The organism is Paenibacillus whitsoniae (genome assembly GCF_003955665.1).
GTDB lineage: Bacteria > Bacillota > Bacilli > Paenibacillales > NBRC-103111 > Paenibacillus_E > Paenibacillus_E whitsoniae.
In genome coordinates, this window is record NZ_RXHU01000016.1 from 1 (window position 1) to 17,817 (window position 17,817).

The window sequence follows — 17,817 nt, forward strand, 5'->3', positions numbered from 1 at the left end:
ACAAACCTAAAGTTGAAGCAACGTTTCGTATCTAGTTTTCAAGGTGCAAGCCTTGAGAAAAGCAAATCTGTTTGGTGATGATGGCGGAGGGGATCCACGCGTTCCCATCTCGAACACGACCGTTAAGCCCTCCAGCGTCGATGGTACTTGAACCGCAGGGTTCTGGGAGAGTAGAACGTTGCCAAGCAATTGTAAAAGCCTTACTTAGAGAAATCCGAGTAGGGCTCTTTCTATTTTTGCTCAGTATTCTTTCGTGGTTGTAGAAAGGCGTTTAATGTAGATCTTTGATCATTTTAAAGTTAACTAAAGGAATCCCCTTTCGTTCCACACACTGCGACTCAACGAGCTGGAATCCGTGATGTTCAAAAAATGATTTTGCTGTGATGCTTGCATGAGTATACAGTTGCGTAATCCCCAATCTCCTTGCTTCAGATTCAAGCGCACGTACCAAAGAAGATGCAATGCCTTGCCTTTGATAATCTTTGTGAACAAATAGTCGATCTAAATATCCTTCATGCGTCATATCAGAAAAGCCGACGATGATTCCGTCGATGAGGGCAACCAATGTGATATTGGTACTCATTGAAGATCTCCAAGACTCCAATCTCTGCTCCTTATCTTCTTTGGATGCCCATGCCTCAATTTGCTCTTGCGTATAATCTTTCTTGTTGACAGAATGAACGGTTTCATAAAACAACATGACAATCTCACGAATATCCGAAACTTGAAACTTTCTGATTTCCATCCTATATCCTCCCTTTCCTCTAGGATAGCATAGCCTTTTTTTAAATGCGATTACATCCGGACCCAAAACGGTGCTGTAATCTTTGTATATTTTACAAAAATCCAGCTCCAAGCGAAATATTTGCGTCCATTTATATTACAATAAAGGATGTTACCTACATAATAGAGCAAAGCAAAGTGACGACAGACAGGAGTGGAGCAGCATGGCAAATGCCTATGTTCAGATAGGAATGGCGATGTTTCGAACGGGCATTCTCGGCTACGGCGGCGGGCCGTCGATTGTGCCGCTGATTCGATACGAGGCGGTAACCCGTTTTAAGTGGATGAAGGACGAGGAGTTTATGGAGGTGTTGGCCATTGCGAATACGCTGCCAGGGCCGATTGCGACGAAGCTGGCGGGCTATCTTGGCTATCGGCTCAAAGGAAGCTTAGGGGCGGTGCTGGGTGTTGCAGCGCATATTTTGCCGACGTGTGTGGCGATGGTGGGGCTGTACTCTTTTATCACCTTTTTCAGTACCTCACATGTTATTAAAGGCATGATTGCTGCCGTGGTACCGATTGTGGCGGTTATGCTCGGCGTGATGGCGTATGAGTTTGGGGAGAAAGCGGTGAAGGGGCTGGGTTGGACGGCAGGTGTTATTTTCTTTGTGCTGTCCTTCCTGCTGCTGCAGACGTTTGCAGTGCATCCGGCCATTGTCATTTTCCTATTCCTCTTCTATGGAGCTTTCCATCATAAGGTAAAGGACAAGTGGGGCAAAAGCCGCAAAGCGCTTGGAAAAGGTGAAGGCTCATGATCATGGATTGGTGGCACCTGCTGGTCAGTTTCTTTTTGTCGAACGTGTTTGGATACGGGGGAGGCCCTTCGTCTATACCGCTGATGTTTCAGGAGATTGTGACGAATCACAACTGGATGAATTCCAGTGAATTCTCGAACATGCTGGCGCTAGGCAATGCGCTGCCGGGGCCGATTGCGACGAAGATTGCGGCGTATGTCGGCTATGAGATCGGGGGCTGGGGAGGCGTGCTCGCGGCGGTCGTGGCGACGGTCGTGCCGTCGATTATTGCACTAATTATTTTGCTGAACATCTTGCAGAGATATAAGCAGGCTCCCGCGATCAAAGGCATGACGTTGCTCGTCCAACCGGTTATCGCGATCATGATGGTGCTGGTGACTTGGAGCTCCTTAGTGGAGTCGACGAAAGCGATCGGGTATGTGCAGTTTTTTGGGATTGCGGCGGTGGCCTTCTATCTCATTCAAATTCGAAAAGTCCACCCGGCATTTGTCATCCTGGCAGGGTTTGTGTATGGCGGTATTTTCTTGTCGATGTAAGGAAAATAGACTTTTTTGGCGCTCAGCACAAAGGCTCGCGCCTTTTTTCATTTGTGTACCAAATATCGTGTCAAGTTAATTGACGCAATTGTGGGGTGGACAGTATAGTGAGAAATCATATAAAGCGGGACGTGTAAGGTAAAGGAGGCCGGTGCCATGCAGAGCCAGGAGACGTACGCCATCGAAATGCAGCAAATTGTGAAGCAGTTCGGCAGCATCAGAGCAAATGATGAAGTCAATTTTGGGGCAAAAGCCGGCGAAATTCACGCCTTGCTTGGCGAGAACGGCGCCGGTAAGAGTACGATGATGTGCATGTTGTCCGGTGTGTACCGGCCGACGAGCGGGGCCATCCTGCTGCATGGCGAGAGCGTGCGGATCCGATCGCCGAAGGATGCGATGCGGCTCGGCGTCGGCATGGTGTTCCAGAACTTCCGGCTCGTGCAGACGCTGACGGCAGCAGAGAATATCGTGCTCGGCGAGCGAGGGGCCTTTTGGCGCGGGCCGGGGTGGCTCAAGCGCAAAGCTGAGGAAATCGAAGCGATCGCCGGGAAGTTCGGTCTGCCCTTTCCGGTAGACCGACCGATCTGGCAGTTGTCCGTCGGCGAGCAGCAGCGTGTGGAAATTGTAAAGACGCTGTATCGCGGCGCGGATTTTATTATTTTGGATGAACCGACCTCGGTGCTCACGCCGGGAGAAGCGGATCAACTGTTTGAGACGTTGGAGCGGATGAAACAAGAGGGCAAAACGGTCATTTTGACCACGCATAAATTGAAGGAAGTCATGTTCGCGGCGGATCGGATTTCGGTGATGCGCAAAGGCAAGATGATCGCGACGATGCCCAAAACGGAGACGTCGGAACGCGATCTGGCGCAGCTTATGGTTGGAAAAGAAAGCGCGGCGGTGACTGCCGTACAGCGTGAGCGGAGGAAGACCGGGACGCCGCTACTGGTCGTTCAGGGGCTCGAAGTGATGGGCGATCATGGCCGGCGGATGCTTAAGGGGATTGATTTTGACATTGGCGAGGGTGAAATTGTCGGTGTGGCCGGGGTGTCCGGCAATGGGCAGAAGGAGCTCGCCGAAGTGCTGACCGGGCTTCGTCCGTGGAAGCAGGGGGCTGTGCATTTTAATGGGGAGCTGCTAAAGAACGGCTCTGTGCTGGGGGCGATCCGGGCTGGGATTGCGCATGTGCCGGAGAACCGTATGCGCAGCGGGCTTGCGGGCAGTCTCAGCTCCGTGGATAATTTGCTGCTCAAAACGTACCGCTCCGCAGCGCGTTCCCGCTTCGGCCTGCTGCGGACAGCGAAAAACCGAAGCTGGTCACAGGGGCTTGTAGAGCAGTTCGACGTGAAACAAGCCGGGCTCGATCTACCCACGCAGTTCATGTCCGGCGGGAACCAGCAGAAGCTGCTTTTGGCCAGGGAGATCGATCAAGACCCGAAGCTGATGATTGCGGTGCATCCGACGCAGGGATTGGATGTTGGCGCAACGGAAGGCGTGCATCGCTTGCTGGAAGGGCTGCGGAGCAAAGGGCGCGCAGTGCTGCTTGTTTCCGAGGATTTGGATGAAATATTGGCTCTGGCTGATCGTGTTCTTGTGATGTACGACGGGCGGATTGTGGGGAATCTTCCGCGCAGCGAGGCAAGCCGGGAAGACATCGGTCTGCTGATGGCCGGATCAAGGGAGGATGCAGGATGAGCGAACAACAAGCGGCTGGGACACTTGGCAGGGAAGGCGCATCGCCGCCGGTACGGGCTAGAAACAAGCAGAAAAGCGTTTCGCCGCTGCGGCTCCCGTTCCGGCTCGAGATTGATCCGGCGGGCAAGGAAAGCCCGTGGTGGGTGACCCCTGCCGCGGTGCTGCTGGCGCTGCTCGTATGCGGTGTCTTTATCTCGCTCAATGGGATGAATCCATTCATGGTCTATAGCAAAATGGTGCAAGGCGCTTTCGGCTCCACTTTTGGGCTGACGGAGACGCTGGTCAAGGCGATTCCGCTGCTGCTGTGCGGGCTGGGCGTGTCCATCGCCTACCGCATCGCGGTGTGGAACATCGGCGCCGAGGGGCAGTTCATCGCAGGCGCGATGGCGGCAACGGCGGTGACGGTGTACTTCCCGCACCTGCCGATGTACGTGTCGCTCCCGGCGATGGTGGTGGCCGGTATGGCGGCGGGCGGCGTCTGGGGATTGCTGACGGCGATTCCCCGGACGTATTTTCAAGTGAACGAGCTGATCACTTCACTGATGCTCAATTATGTTGCGCTGCTGGCGCTCAACTATGTGGTGTTCGGGCCGTGGAAGGACCCGAAGGGCTTCAACTTCCCGGGCACGCCGATGTTCACGGCGGCGCAGACCTTGCCGGCGTTCGGGACGTCGCGGCTGCATATGGGGCTTCTTTTCGCGGCAGTGGCCGTGCTTGTGTACGCGTTCGTGATGAAATACACCCGCTGGGGCTACGAGCTGCGGCTCATCGGGGCGAATGCGGAAGCGGCGCGGAACGCGGGCATCCGCATCTCGCGCCACGTGCTGATCGTCATGGCGATCAGTGGCGGGTTGGCCGGCCTCGCGGGCATGAGCGAGGTGTCCGGGGTTGCCCACCGGCTGATGTACGGCATCTCGCCGGGGTATGGCTACACCGCGATCATCGTCGCGTGGCTGGCGAAGCTGGGGCCGATTGGGTTAGTGATCGCCTCCGTGCTTTTCGGCGGCCTCATCGTCGGCGGCTACAGCGTGCAGACGATCGGGCTGCCGTCGTCGACGTCGGCGATGCTGCAGGGCGCGATCCTCTTTTTCCTAATTGCCGGGGGGATGGCCGGTAAGCTTCGCATTCGGCGAAACGGGTAGGCTGGCGTCCGGTGCGGCTGTACTTTTAACAATGGGGGGAAGCGCATGGATTTCTTAACGCAGTTAATCGTTTCTGCAATTTCGTCGGGGACACCGCTCCTGCTCGCGATTCTCGGCGGCATTCTCATAGAGCGATCCGGCGTGCTGCAGCTCGGGGCGGAAGGGCTTATGCTCATGGGTGCGGTGATGTCGTGCCTGGTGTTTTTACATACAGGCAGTCTGACACTTACACTGCTCTGTGTGGTGGTGGTCACTGGAGCGCTGGGGCTGCTGCACGGCTTTCTCTGTGTGACGCTGCATGCGAATCAGGTGGTGTGCGGGCTGGCCTTGACGATCTTTGGCGGCGGGCTGAGTGCCTATCTTGGCAAGCCCATAAGCGGAACGCCGCTCGTGGGCGCAGTGCCGAAGCTGCATTTGAGCTGGCTGGAGGGCGTGCCGGTGGTAGGCGGTATTTTTGCCCATATGGATTTGTTTACGTGGTTAAGCTTCGCTTTAGTAATCGGGCTGCATATGCTGATCCATCGGACGTCGTGGGGGCTGCATCTTCGGGCGGTCGGCGACAATCCGGCGACGGCTGACGTGATGGGCATATCGGTGACGGCGATGCGCTATCTGTGTATTGTGGCAGGCTCGATGCTGATCGGGCTCGGCGGCGCGGATCTGCTGCTCGTGTACACCCCGACGTGGAACGAGGGGATGACGGCGGGACGCGGCTGGATTGCCGTGGCGCTCATTATTTTTGCGAGATGGAATCCGGTTCGGGCGCTGGTGTGTGCGTATTTCTTCGGTATTCTGGATAGTCTCGGGTTCCGGGTACAGTTGATCGGCAGTCACATTCCTTCGTATTTTTTGAAAATGATTCCCTACCTCTTTACGATCCTCGTATTGATGTTCCTTGGCTGGCGCAGCCGGAACAAGCCATCGGGCTCGCCGGAGTCGCTTGGAGTTCCATATTTGCGTGAACAACGATTTTAACTGGGAGGCGCTGACATGAATGAAGCGGTTCATGAACATATTCCTTATCTAAAACGATGCATTGAAATTTCGTACGAGGCACGAGAGGCTGGCAATACGCCTTTTGGCGCACTGCTGGTCGGGCCGGACGGCGAGATTGTGCTGGAGCAGGGCAATATTGAGATTACAGAGTCCAACTGCACGGGTCATGCAGAAACGACGCTGATGGAGAGAGCTTCCAAACTGTACAGCAAAAAGGAGCTGTGGCAGTGCACGCTCTACTCCTCGGCAGAACCTTGCGCGATGTGCTCGGGTTCGATCTACTGGGGCAACGTGGGGCGTGTCGTTTTTGCGCTGTCGGAGAAGCAACTTGCGATCTTAACGGGGGCGCACGAGCAGAATCCGACGCTGGATTTGCCGTGCCGGGTCGTGTTCTCGAGCGGCGGCAAGCCGATCGAGGTGATTGGGCCGGTGGCCGAGCTGGAGGAAGAGGCGGCGCTGGCGCATCGGGGATATTGGACATAGGGGAGGCAGCAGCAGAGTCCGTTAATCCGTAAGGGTTAGCGGACTCTTTTTCATTTTTTTGCGATAAGGCAGGCGTACTTACTTGTTAGTAAGAATCCGCATCAAGACAGCAACGTCAGGGAAGCCATATGGTTCGTCACCCTGTTCTTGCAGAATGAGGCTGTTAATAACGGAGAAATACCACTGGAGAAGCTGCCGAGGATTTCCTGAGGCGAATTCGCCGGACTCCTGACCTTTGATGAAGAGAGGCAGCAGCTGATCGATGATCGCATCGGGAGAGTATTGTTCGAAAAGCTGCGTGACCTTCGGAGGCAGGTCCTCCATCTTGCGCGCTTTGAGAATAAGCATGAAGGCGTATTTATTCTCATCGTCCAACATATGCAAGGTGAGCGCCTTGATTTGTTCGTAGGGCGTGCCCGGCATGGAGCGGCTGTCGTTGATCTCGCTTGCCGCATCTTCCATCAACGTTTCGACGATTGTCGAGAAGAGAATGTCTTTGGATTTGAAATAGCGATAGATGAGTCCTTCGCTAATGCCGGCGGCCGCAGCGATCATACTTGTTTTCGTACCGGCGAACCCATAACGAGCGAACACCTTGAGCGCCGCTTGTTTAATCTGCATCGAACGTTCGTCACGAATTTGTTCCAATTGCTGTTTCGTTAAAGGTGACAATGGGCTTCCTACTCCGATCTTGAGAATTGTTGAGCTCATTATACCACATCCGCACGCCTTGAATCCGATGCCAATGGAGGGTTTAAAGTTCGGGTCAATGGAAGCACGTGTTGAAGCAACAGTTCAAGGAAAGCCTCGGGACGTGCAAAACAGGCGAGATGCCCGGCATTTGGGATGACCGCGAACCGTTTGCAAGGGGCCTCGATATCATTGAAAAAGTCTTGGGCGGTCTGAAGCGGCGTAACCAGATCAGTGTCTCCCTGGAAGATGAAGTAGGGCAAATCGTATCGCGTCCCGATCTTCCGTGCGTCGAAGGCGATTAATTCGTCATAGAGCTGCTCCAGCGAGTAATTCATGCCTTTAAAATAGGCGAGGAGATCCCGGAATGTATGGTTTGGCGAAGCCAGCATCGACGGAAGAACGAGATCCATAATCATATTGGGAGCCGGGGTGACGACTTTGACCATCCAACGATTTTTGTTGTCAAAATCTTTGAGACTCCAACCGGAAGGCTCCGGTCCAATTTGTTCAAAGAGCTTGATGCCTTTGGTGCAGCGGGCTGCGCGGAGGCCTGCCAGATTTAATTGGTACGACAGTTTATGCCCGTCGATATTAACGTTCTGATCCGTACCTACATAGGCATGGAACAGCTCTGGTCTTCGTTTGGCCATCTGCGTCCCGATGATGCTTCCGACCGAACTGCCAACCAGAATCAATTTATTTTGCCCTAGCTTGTGAAGCAAATATTGCACCACTTCGAAGCCGTCCTCGACCAGTCGTTCAAAGGTAATTGCCCCGATGCCCGTCTTTCCATATTTGCTGAAGGTTTTGCCAGCTCCGCGCTGATCCCATTGAACAACCGTAAAGTGCTTCTCCCACGATCGAACCAAGGGACTGAAAATGGAGTAAGAAGAAGCCGGGCCGCCGTGGAGAAAAAGAAGAATGGGATTATGGCGATCTTCTCCGCGAATCGAGATCCATTGTTCGATGCCTCCGATAACCGCATAGCCGTTCTCCTCAATCTTGCTTGGCGATTCCAGCCGAAGCTTACGCGCGTTTTTGCGCTGATTAAACATTCTCAACATGAGATCAGGAAATACATTTGTTTTTGTCATAAGGGGCATCTCCTTCATCCGCTTGTAAATTTTATGAATGAGCAGCTCACTCAACAAAAGAATATAACAGTTTTATGGATGAGTCAATCACTCATTATAAAAAATCCCAACACAAATGGAATACCCGCTATCGCTGCTGTTAGAGGAAAGGGGATATTCCCGCGCTTCTTTTAGCAAAAACACAAAAAAAATAACCAATGTTATGAAAGTTCACAAACTTCTTTCAGCTTAATTGACCCATTGGGGCGCCGCATTTACAATGGAAAAAATCTTAATATTGAAAGTGCAGAATTTTCAGGCAAGAGGGGTGGCGGCACGATGGAACAGACGAAGCTGGGCATGGAGCAAGTAAATGCGATGGGACGAAGCGAGTTTGTAGCGGCTTTCGGTGCGTTGTTCGAGCATTCGCCCTGGGTGGCGGAACGTGCGTCAGCCTCGCGCCCTTTCGACAACGTTGCAGCCATGATCGCAGCGCTTGAAAGCGCGGTGTGGCGGGCAAGCGAGGCGGAGCAGCTGGCGCTTCTGCGGGCGCATCCCGATCTCGGAACGCGGGTTCAGATGACCGAGCATTCCGTTCAGGAGCAGTCGGGAGCCGGTCTGAACCAGCTCACACCCCATGAGTATGAACAATTTATAGCATTAAATAAACAGTACACGACGAAGTTTCAATTTCCTTTTATCCTGGCGGTAAAAGGGCACACGAAGATGACGATCCGCGAAGCGCTCGCCCGACGTATGCAGGGTCAGCACGCAGCGGAGATGATGACGGCTTTGCAGGAGGTTTGCAAGATTGGACGCATTCGTCTGTCAGCAATGGTGACACAGGAAGAGGAGGAGACAGCAATGAAAGCAGCACAAGGCGCAGAACGTACGATGTATTACGGCAAAGGGGACGTATGGGTGTACCGCTCCTATGCGAAGCCGCTCACGGAGATTACGCTCATTCCGGAGTCGGGGTTCACAGGGAGAGATAATGTGCTATTCGGCATGAACATAAAAGTAAGCGTCAGCGGGGAATCGCTGTTCACATCTTTCTCTGAGGGCGATAATACGAAGGTTGTGGCAACCGACTCGATGAAAAATTTCATCCTGCGCAAAGCAGGCGAGTATGAGGGGGCGACGGCGGAAGGATTCCTCGCTTTTGCAAGCCGTCTCTTCCTTGAGAAATATCCACATCTCACAGGCATCCGAATGAGTGCGGATCAGGTCGCTTTCGATGTGCTTCCGGTCCCGGGCGTGCAAGGGCTGGAGCCGGGCAATCTGGTTTACCGGTACTCGCAAAATGAACATCCCACCGCTTATGTGGAACTGGCCCGCGAAGGGGATGCTATCGTGCTTACCGACCATTCGGGCGGCATTTCCGATCTCAAGCTGATTAAAGTCAAAGGCAGCTCGTTCGCAGGCTTCGTGCGCGACGAATACACGACGCTGCCGGAGACGACGGATCGTCCGCTGTTTATTTTTCTGGACATTTCCTGGACGTATGAAAATGAAGAGGACGCCTTTTTCTCCGAACGCAGCCGGTATGTCGCTGCTGAGCAAATCCGCGATATTGCGCATACGGTGTTCCATGAACAGCACTCGCCTTCCATTCAAAATCTGATCTACCGCATCGGTGGGCGGGCGCTTCAGCGCTTCCCGCAGCTTAAAGAAGTTCGCTTCGAGTCGAACAATCGCACATGGGAAACGATTATGGAGCAAGCCACTGTCGGGGAAGGCAAGGTATTCACGGAGCCTAGACCGCCGTATGGCTTCCAAGGGTTTTCCATGACAAAACGCGATCTGGAGGGCCTATGAGCATCGGAATCACGACACATGTGCTGGATACGAGCTGCGGCAAGCCGGCGATCGGCGTACGCATTGCTCTCTATCGCGTGACGACGGGAGGCGGGGTGGAGCTGCTGCGCTCGGCGGAGACAAATGAGGACGGGCGCGTGCCGCAGCCAATGCTGACCGGTGAGGACTACACGCCGGGAACCTATGAGTTGGTTTTTCATGTTGGTGAGTATTTCAAGCGAAGAGGCGTGGACCTGACGGAACCGGCGTTTCTGGATGAGGTGCCGATCCGCTTCGGTGTTGCGAGCAAGTCATCGCATTATCATGTTCCCCTGCTGATTGCGCCATGGGGATACAGTACGTATCGCGGAAGCTAGAAGGCAAGTATAAGCATACACGCATCGGCCGCTCTGAGGAGGGGGATCAGCATGAACGCATGGGATCTTGTTATTCGTAAGGGAAACGTTGTTTTGCGAGATCGCGTAGAACAGTTGGATATAGGCATTCGGGATGGCAAAATCACTGCGCTCGGCGAGCATCTGATCTGCCCGGAGCATACACCGGTCTTTGATGCGGAGCATCTGCATGTGATGCCGGGCATGGTGGACGCGCATGTTCACTTCAATGAGCCGGCACTCGGCCATTGGGAAGGATTCCGCACGGGCTCGGCGTCGCTCGCCGCAGGCGGCTGTACGACGTACATCGATATGCCGCTCAACGGCGTGCCGCCAACCGTGCGGGTCAGCGCGCTGGAGGCGAAGCTGGCAGCGGCTCGCGGGGAGTCCCACGTGGACTACGCGCTGTGGGGCGGGCTCGTGCCTGGCAATCGCGAGGAGCTGCGGGGACTGGCGGATGCCGGCGTTATCGGCTTCAAAGCGTTCATGTCGAATCCCGGCGGCGAGGGCGAGGATATTTTTAGGGAAGTGGATGATACGACCCTCTTCGAGGGCATGCAAGAGATCGCGAAGCTCGGCCTCGTGCTGGCGCTGCATGCGGAGAGCGAGGACATTGTCTCGAAGCTCGGGGATGAGGCCCGGCAGGCAGGTCGCAGCGGGGCGCTGGATTTTATCGCGACGCGTCCGGTGGAAGCGGAGGTCGAGGCTGTGCGACGCGCCTTGACTTATGCGGAGCAGACGGGCTGTAAGCTGCATTTTGTGCATATTTCCAGCGGTGAAGCGGTTGACATCATTACGGAGGCGAAGGCCAAAGGTCTTGACGTCACGGTGGAGACGTGCCCGCACTATCTGGCGCTGACAAGCGAGGATGTAGCCCGCATCGGCCCTGTGGCCAAATGCGCGCCGCCGATCCGTTCCGCTCAGCATAATGAACGGCTCTGGGCCTTATTGGCTGCAGGCCGTTTTGACATCATTGCCTCCGATCACTCGCCATCTCCGACGTCCATGAAAGAGGGAGCCTTCTTCGATGCGTGGGGTGGCATCTCCGGCGCCCAGAGCTCGCTCGAGCTGCTGGTCGGCGAAGGGTATGTACGCAGAGGGATTCCGCTGCCCCTGCTCGCGAAGATGCTGGCGCTGGAGCCGGCCCGGCGTTTCGGTCTGCATCCCCGCAAGGGGGAGATCGCGGTCGGGGCGGATGCGGATTTGGCGGTGGTGAATGTGGGAACGTCGTACACTTTGCAGGCCGGTGATTTGCTCTATCGTCACAAACATAGCCCCTACGTGGGCAGGGAAATGTTATGCCGGGTACAGGCGACTTTTATGCGCGGCAAGCAAGTATATGACGAGGGTACAGGCGTGACGCCGGAGCCTGGCGGAGATTGGGTCCAGTATTCAACAGCGATCGGAGGCGGGCGGCATGGCTAAAATGACGGAGCATCCGCAGGAATTGCTTACAGCCTATAGCGGGCGGATGCTCGCAGAGTTGGATTGGTTGGCGACGTTCGGCGGCGATGCGGAGGGCGGTGTGACTCGGCTCCTGTACTCGGCCCCGTGGCTGCAAGCGCAGATGGCCCTTATGGATAAAATGCAGGAGCTCGGGCTGACGGCCGACTTCGATGAGGTCGGCAATCTGTTCGGCAAGCTGAAGGGCTCCCAACCCGAGCTGAAGCCGGTGCTGACCGGTTCTCACGTCGATACGGTTAAAAATGGCGGCAAATACGACGGCGCCTACGGTGTCGTAGCGTCGATGATGGCGCTCGGCTTTCTCAAAGCCGTCTATGGTACGCCGAAACGGACGCTGGAGGTTGTGTCGTTTTGCGAGGAGGAGGGGAGCCGCTTTCCGCTTGCTTATTGGGGGTCCGGTCATGTGACCGGCGCACTTTCCATGCTGGACGGCAATGGCCTGGTAGACCGGGAAGGCGTCACCATGCTGGAGGCGATGGCGGAAGCGGGCTTCGAAACGGAGCCGGCCCGGCTGTATCCGGCGCGGCGCGAGGATATTGGCGCGTATATTGAAATTCATATTGAACAAGGCGGCGTGCTGGAATATAAGCAAAAGCAAATCGGTGTCGTCACGGCGATCGTTGGTCAAATTCGTCATATTGTCGTCGTTTCGGGCGCTTCGAACCATGCGGGGACGACACCGATGACGATGCGCAGGGATGCCCTGGCCGGCGCGGCCGAGATGGTGGCCTTGACGGAGCGCAAGGCGCTGGGTGAAGGTGAGCCGCTGGTGGCGACAGTCGGGCGGCTGGAAGTGAAGCGAGGCACCTCGAACGTGGTGCCGGGCGAGGTGGAGTTTACGCTCGATATTCGCCATACGGATGCCGTTGCGATGGATGCTTTTCGCGATGGCCTGCTGGCGGAGTTCAGGGAGATCGCCGAACAGAGAGGACTCGGCATTCAGATTACGGAGCATCTTTACGCGCTGCCGGTGGCGATGGATGAGGGTATTTCCGCGGAGATTGAGGCGGCTTGCGACTACTATGGCTATCCGTCCTGGCGGATGCCCAGCGGCGCCGGGCATGATGCGCAGCTGTTCGGAACGGTGTGTCCGTCGGCGATGATTTTTGTACCGAGCCAAGGCGGCATCTCCCACAGTCCGAAGGAATACACGTCGCCGGTGGAGCTGGTAAACGGCTTCCAAACGCTGGTACGCGTACTGTATCAATACGGGTATGGAGGAAAAGCAGATGAAGACGTATAAGGACTTGGCGCCCTCCTTACGAACGATTATGACGCCAGGGCCGGTTGAGGTCGATCCGAGAGTGCTGAGGGCGATGTCGTACCCGATTCTCGGCCAGTTCGATCCGGAATTCACGGCGCTGATGAATGAAACGATGGGTATGCTGCGGGAGCTTTTTCAGACGCAGAATCAGTGGGCGTTCCCGGTGGATGGTACTTCGCGTTCCGGGCTGGAGGCCGTGCTCGTCAGCATTATTGAGCCGGGAGATCGGGTGCTGGTGCCGGTCTACGGCCGATTCGGCAACTTGTTTATCGAGATCGCGGAGCGCTGCGGTGCAGAGGTCGTCATGTTGGAGCAGCCATGGGGCACAGTGTTTGATCCGGAGGTGATCGTGGAGGCGATCTACCGTGAAAAACCGAACGTCGTCGCTATGGTGCATGGGGAGACGTCGACGGGCTGTTTGCAGCCATTCGACGGCATTGGGGCCGCCTGCCGGAGCGTGGATGCGCTTCTCGTCGTCGATGCGGTTGCGACAATCGGCGGCGTGCCGGTGCTGACGGACGAGTGGCTGCTGGACGCCGTCATCGGCGGCACGCAGAAATGCTTGTCCGTGCCGGCCGGCATGTCGCCGATCACGTACAACGAACGCGTGGAAGCAAAGGTGCTGCAGCGCAAAACGATTGAGCGCGGCCTGCGGGAAGCAGGCTCCGCCGTCTCCGACAGGCGGCCTGTGGCGAGCAACTATTTTGACCTCGGCATGCTGCAGGATTATTGGAGTCCGAAACGACTCAATCACCATACGGAAGCAACCTCGATGCTGTATGCGCTGCGCGAAGGGCTGCGGCTGGTGCTGGAGGAGGGGCTGGAGGCGCGGTTTGCCCGGCACCGCCGGCATGAAGCGGCGCTGGTCGCGGGACTTACGGCGATGGGCATGGCGCTGTTCGGAGATCCGGCCTGCAAGCTGCCGGTCGTGACGTGCATCCGCATCCCGGAAGGTGTCGACGGCGAGTCGGTGCGGGGGATGCTTTTGAACCATTTTGGGATCGAGATTGCGTCTTCCTTCGGTCCTTTGAAAGGGCAGATTTGGCGGATCGGGACGATGGGCTTTTCGTGCAGGGAGTCGAATGTGCTACAGGTGCTGGGTGCGTTGGAGGCGACGCTGCTGCGGCATGGTGTGCAGGTTAAGGTTGGGCGCGCTGTGCAGGCGGCGTTGGATGTGTATGGCGCTGAGGTGTGAGGGAGTCGAGCAGGGCTAGTGCGAGTGCTGACTACTGGCAGGAGAAGTGGAGATGGAGCTGTTGGCTAATGTTATCAGGTTAAGCCGATGGGCCCTTTCGCTTTCTGACAACAAGAGAGCAAGGCAACGTCAGACCGGTTAATCAGCTTTGCGTGTCCACCATGAACTGGAAAACCTCCAGCTCATTTCGTCAGAAAGCAGCCTCCATGTCTGCTGAACTGCAAAAGCTCCAGGTCATTTCAGTCGTTTTGGGAGAAGGACTGCCAAAAGGGAAAATGAACTGGAAGAATTCCAGTCCATTCCCCCGATTTGGGCGAAAACGCGAAAATGTACGGGAGAAATTCCAGTTCATTTGAGAGATGGCCGCAAGAGAGATCGACAAATCAGGCAAGGAATTAGCAACGCAGGAGTTAGGGCGAGGGCTTGCCGGAAAAGCGCGGAGTGGCACGACTGTGCCTGAAACCATGCTGTACCTTTTGAATAGGATGCTGAATATTGCTTGGGAGGGTGATCGGTTATGGACGTCTATGACATTTTGGAAGCTGTGGAACATAATCCGCTGGCGCATGTGCTGGCGACCGTCATTCATGTGGAAGGCCACGCCTATCGCAAGCAAGGGGCGATCATGGTGCTGATGGCGGACGGACGTACGATCGGGAGCATTTCGCCGGGTTGTCTGGAAGCGGATTTGGCAGCCTACGTCCCAAGTGTCTGGGACTCGCAAAAACCGCAAATGGTGGAGTACGACATGCGGCCTGCCGATGATTTTGGCTGGGGCGAGACGATCGGGTGCGGCGGGTTGATTCGCATATTGTTGGAGCCGATTGCAGGCGAACTGCTGGTGCATCTGCTTATCGCTAAAGCAAGTTTGGATCGCGGGGATGCGGTAGAGCTGATTCGCGAGTATGGCGAGGGGTATTCGGACGTTCGGTATGCGTTGTCCATGGTACGTGAGGCGCCGGGAGTGCTGCGTGCTTGCGAAGATCGGGGAGCGTTCGAGGCGCAAGCGATCAGTGGCGAGCGATTCCTGGTAAAGGGGCATGAATTCACGAATAAGAGGGCGCTGTCCGCATTTGGTACGGTCACTCGCTTGGAGCCGAAGCCGAGATTAATTATATTTGGCGCCAATCCCGATGCGGCTCCCCTGGTACAAATGGCGGCGAACAGCGGTTTTCGCGTTGTTGTGGCAGACTGGCGAGATGCGCTGTGTACGATGGAACGGTTTCCGGGGGCTTCGGAAGCCGTTGTTGCTTTTCCAGAAGCTTTGGCGGCAAGGCTTGCGCTCACACCGGGCGATTATGTCATCATTATGAGCCATCAATTTGAAAAAGATGAGGCGTTTGTGCGGCAGATTGCCCCATTTCCGCTGCGTTATCTCGGCATTATGGGTTCGCGTGAGCGCACGGAGCGGCTAATGGCCGGACTCCGGCAGCCGAAGTGGCTGCACTACCCCGTCGGCTTACCGATCGGCTCGGAGGGCGCCTACGAGAATGCGATTAGCATGACGGCAGAGCTGATCGCGGTGAAACGGGGGGTTCGAGGGAGCGAGACGGAAAGTCCGAGGGATGATCAAGGGGACGTAACGGAGAGAAGTGTGTGTGATGATCGAGGGAGCGGGAAGGGAAGCAGTGTGAGGGATGATCAAGGGGACGTGACGGAGAGAAGTGTGCGTGATCATCGAGGTGGGAAGGGAAGCAGTGCGAAGGATGATCAAGGAGACGTAACGGAGAGAAGTACGCATGATCATCGAGGGAGTGGGGGCTATGCGCAGGGGGCCTGGGTTTCCACCGGTCGCGCAAGCACCACGTCTCGCACGCAAGGGGGCGGCGCATCGTGAGCGACGGTTCCAAGGCGGTCGCCGGCGTGTATTTGGCGGCGGGCAGTTCCCGGCGCATGGGCACGGCGAAGCAGGCGCTGCCAATGCCCGGTGTCGGCGGCCTGCGGCTCGGCGCTGTCGCGCTGCGTGAGCTGCTGGCGCTGCGTGCGGAGCTGCCGCACGTCGTCGTGGTCGTGCGCGCAGCGGACCCGCTCGACTGGCTGCCTGCAGAGGCGCAGGCCGAGATGGCGGCTGGCCGCTGCCGCCTGGTGGTGTGCCCCGACGCGGAGCGGGGCATGGCGCATTCGCTGCGGGCCGGCGTAGCGGCCGCCGCCGAGCTTGGGGCGGTCGGCGCGTTGGTGACGCTGGCCGACCAGCCTTTTGTCAGCCGGGCGCTGCTATGCCGGCTGATCGAGGCATGCGGCGAAGGCGTCGACTTCGCCGCCAGCGGTGACGGCGGCGTGCCGAAGCCGCCGCTGGTGCTCGGCCGGGCCATGTGGCCGGCCGTAGCGGAGCTGACGGGCGACGAGGGCGCCCGCTCGCTTTTGCGCCGCCCGGAGTACGTCGGGCGGGTGTTGAACGTGGCGGATCCGCACACGTTCATGGACGTCGATACGCCGGAGCTGTATGAGGCGGCGATGGGGATTTTTGCGGGCCGGCGGTGAGGTGGTACCGGACGGTTGCTGCTAATGATAGGAAGGAGTGCGGAAGCTCGCTGCGGCGGGCTTTTTTGTTTGGCGCGAGGCGGCCGTGCTCATGTACGAAGGCGGCATTGCGAGGGGATGGAGGTCCAAGGAGCTAGTGGTGGTTTTGCGTGGAGTGAGATTGTAGGCCGGGTTGCGCGTGTGTGAGAGATTGCTGAGAAGTGAGCGTGTCTGGGAAGAAGCCGGCGTGTTGGAGGACGGAGAGCAGTAGGAGGTGAAGATAGAATGCTGGGTTTGCGGGTAGGTGCAGAAGAGCGAAAGTAGATTACTGGGTTGCGGAAGGGTACTAGGTGAGGGGCGCTGCTGGTTTCTGGAAAGTTTCATGAGGAGAATTAAGCTAGTTGGATTGCAGAGAGTAGACTGGGAAGGTAGTTGTGGGTAGAGTGACCGGAGCAGGCAGTTGTTGGAGAGTGGAGAGTTTGCTGGAGAGGGGAGGTAGCCTGGTGGGTTTTGTGGGTGGAGTGACTGGAGCAGGCAGCTGTTGGTGAGTGGGAGTTTGCTGGAGAGGGAAGGTAGCTTGTTTTGGAAGCCCTGGGCCAGCCACTCACGGTTAAGAGGGGGAAACCCCTCTTATTTGGCGGTATTGACCGATTTTGATCCAAATAAGAGGGGCTAACCACCGCTATCTAGCGATAATGCCTGGTTTTTTGGGGTAGCGGCGAACAATAAGAGGGGTTTCCCCCTCTTATTTGGTGATATGGGTTGGTTTGTGCCGAAATAAGAGGGGGAAACCCCCTCTATTGGCGCGGCCCCCTGGCTTCTATGGCCCATCGCCATCCGTAGTTGAAGGGAAATGCGTGGGGAGCGGACGAATGAACGATCTTATGTTATATATATTGACATATTTTAAGGGATAAGGTGCATCATCACGAATGAAGCGCTATTTTTTTATACAAAAAAACAAATTTACGTTAGGTAAGTTGACGCTAAAAACGAATATTGTATATAGTAAATCTAATTTATCATCGGAAATGGGTTAGGCAGGTTCGTGCTAGCCTGTCATGTGCAGTAATTCTGAAGGAGGGG

The 17,817-nt window shown here is 56.2% G+C and carries 16 protein-coding genes and 1 rRNA gene; 14 read left to right on the top strand and 3 right to left on the bottom strand.

What is annotated here, in order from left to right; all coding sequences use genetic code 11:
* Positions 1-70: 70 nt before the first annotated feature.
* Positions 71-187, top strand: a 5S ribosomal RNA gene (gene rrf / locus EJQ19_RS06430).
* Positions 188-271: 84 nt separating this feature from the next.
* On the opposite strand, the gene EJQ19_RS06435 is transcribed toward rrf, so the two are convergent.
* A complete protein-coding gene (locus EJQ19_RS06435; protein WP_126140384.1) occupies positions 272-745 on the bottom strand; it encodes a GNAT family N-acetyltransferase in 474 nt (157 codons plus the stop codon).
* Positions 746-947: 202 nt separating this feature from the next.
* Between EJQ19_RS06435 and EJQ19_RS06440 the strand changes: the two genes are divergently transcribed.
* The 6 genes from EJQ19_RS06440 (at position 948) to EJQ19_RS06465 (ending at position 6,390) form a co-directional block, all read left to right on the top strand.
* Positions 948-1,538: a chromate efflux transporter ChrB gene (locus EJQ19_RS06440; RefSeq protein ID WP_126140385.1), complete on the top strand. Its 591-nt coding sequence runs from the start codon at positions 948-950 to the stop codon at positions 1,536-1,538.
* Positions 1,539-1,540: 2 nt separating this feature from the next.
* Entirely contained in the window at positions 1,541-2,074 is a 534-nt protein-coding gene (locus tag EJQ19_RS06445) for a chromate efflux transporter ChrA (protein ID WP_164716357.1), read from the top strand.
* Positions 2,075-2,230: 156 nt separating this feature from the next.
* A complete protein-coding gene (locus EJQ19_RS06450) occupies positions 2,231-3,769 on the top strand; it encodes an ABC transporter ATP-binding protein (protein WP_126140387.1) in 1,539 nt (512 codons plus the stop codon).
* Positions 3,766-4,911 carry an ABC transporter permease gene (locus EJQ19_RS06455; RefSeq protein ID WP_126140388.1) on the top strand — a complete coding sequence of 382 codons (1,146 nt, stop codon included), beginning with the start codon at positions 3,766-3,768 and terminating at the stop codon, positions 4,909-4,911. Before EJQ19_RS06450 ends, EJQ19_RS06455 begins: the two co-directional genes overlap by 4 nt.
* 45 nt (positions 4,912-4,956) lie before the next feature.
* Entirely contained in the window at positions 4,957-5,886 is a 930-nt protein-coding gene (locus EJQ19_RS06460; protein WP_126140389.1) for an ABC transporter permease, read from the top strand.
* Between the two features lie 15 nt (positions 5,887-5,901).
* Positions 5,902-6,390, top strand: a complete 489-nt coding sequence (locus EJQ19_RS06465) for a nucleoside deaminase (RefSeq protein WP_126140390.1) — start codon at positions 5,902-5,904, stop codon at positions 6,388-6,390.
* A 78-nt stretch (positions 6,391-6,468) separates the two neighbouring features.
* On the opposite strand, the gene EJQ19_RS06470 is transcribed toward EJQ19_RS06465, so the two are convergent.
* Entirely contained in the window at positions 6,469-7,062 is a 594-nt protein-coding gene (locus EJQ19_RS06470) for a TetR/AcrR family transcriptional regulator (protein ID WP_126140391.1), read from the bottom strand.
* A 38-nt stretch (positions 7,063-7,100) separates the two neighbouring features.
* Positions 7,101-8,177: an alpha/beta fold hydrolase gene (locus tag EJQ19_RS06475; RefSeq protein ID WP_126140392.1), complete on the bottom strand. Its 1,077-nt coding sequence runs from the start codon at positions 8,175-8,177 to the stop codon at positions 7,101-7,103.
* Positions 8,178-8,495: 318 nt separating this feature from the next.
* Here EJQ19_RS06475 and pucL point away from each other — a divergent pair, with 318 nt between their 5' ends.
* The 7 genes from pucL to EJQ19_RS06510 all read left to right on the top strand — a co-directional run bounded on the left by pucL (position 8,496) and on the right by EJQ19_RS06510 (position 16,752).
* A complete protein-coding gene (pucL, locus tag EJQ19_RS06480; protein WP_241242765.1) occupies positions 8,496-9,974 on the top strand; it encodes a factor-independent urate hydroxylase in 1,479 nt (492 codons plus the stop codon).
* Positions 9,971-10,330: a hydroxyisourate hydrolase gene (gene uraH / locus EJQ19_RS06485; protein WP_126140393.1), complete on the top strand. Its 360-nt coding sequence runs from the start codon at positions 9,971-9,973 to the stop codon at positions 10,328-10,330. Before pucL ends, uraH begins: the two co-directional genes overlap by 4 nt.
* A 51-nt stretch (positions 10,331-10,381) precedes the next feature.
* Complete coding sequence (locus EJQ19_RS06490; protein WP_126140394.1) at positions 10,382-11,773, top strand: allantoinase; 1,392 nt, start codon at positions 10,382-10,384, stop codon at positions 11,771-11,773.
* Entirely contained in the window at positions 11,766-13,055 is a 1,290-nt protein-coding gene (locus EJQ19_RS06495; RefSeq protein ID WP_241242766.1) for a Zn-dependent hydrolase, read from the top strand. The genes EJQ19_RS06490 and EJQ19_RS06495 overlap by 8 nt, the downstream gene beginning before the upstream one ends.
* On the top strand, positions 13,042-14,271 hold the full coding sequence (locus EJQ19_RS06500) for a pyridoxal-phosphate-dependent aminotransferase family protein (RefSeq protein ID WP_126140395.1): 1,230 nt from the start codon (positions 13,042-13,044) through the stop codon (positions 14,269-14,271). Before EJQ19_RS06495 ends, EJQ19_RS06500 begins: the two co-directional genes overlap by 14 nt.
* A 517-nt stretch (positions 14,272-14,788) precedes the next feature.
* Positions 14,789-16,108, top strand: a complete 1,320-nt coding sequence (locus EJQ19_RS06505) for an XdhC family protein (protein ID WP_126140396.1) — start codon at positions 14,789-14,791, stop codon at positions 16,106-16,108.
* Entirely contained in the window at positions 16,105-16,752 is a 648-nt protein-coding gene (locus EJQ19_RS06510) for a nucleotidyltransferase family protein (RefSeq protein WP_126140397.1), read from the top strand. The genes EJQ19_RS06505 and EJQ19_RS06510 overlap by 4 nt, the downstream gene beginning before the upstream one ends.
* The last annotated feature ends 1,065 nt before the right edge of the window (positions 16,753-17,817 follow it).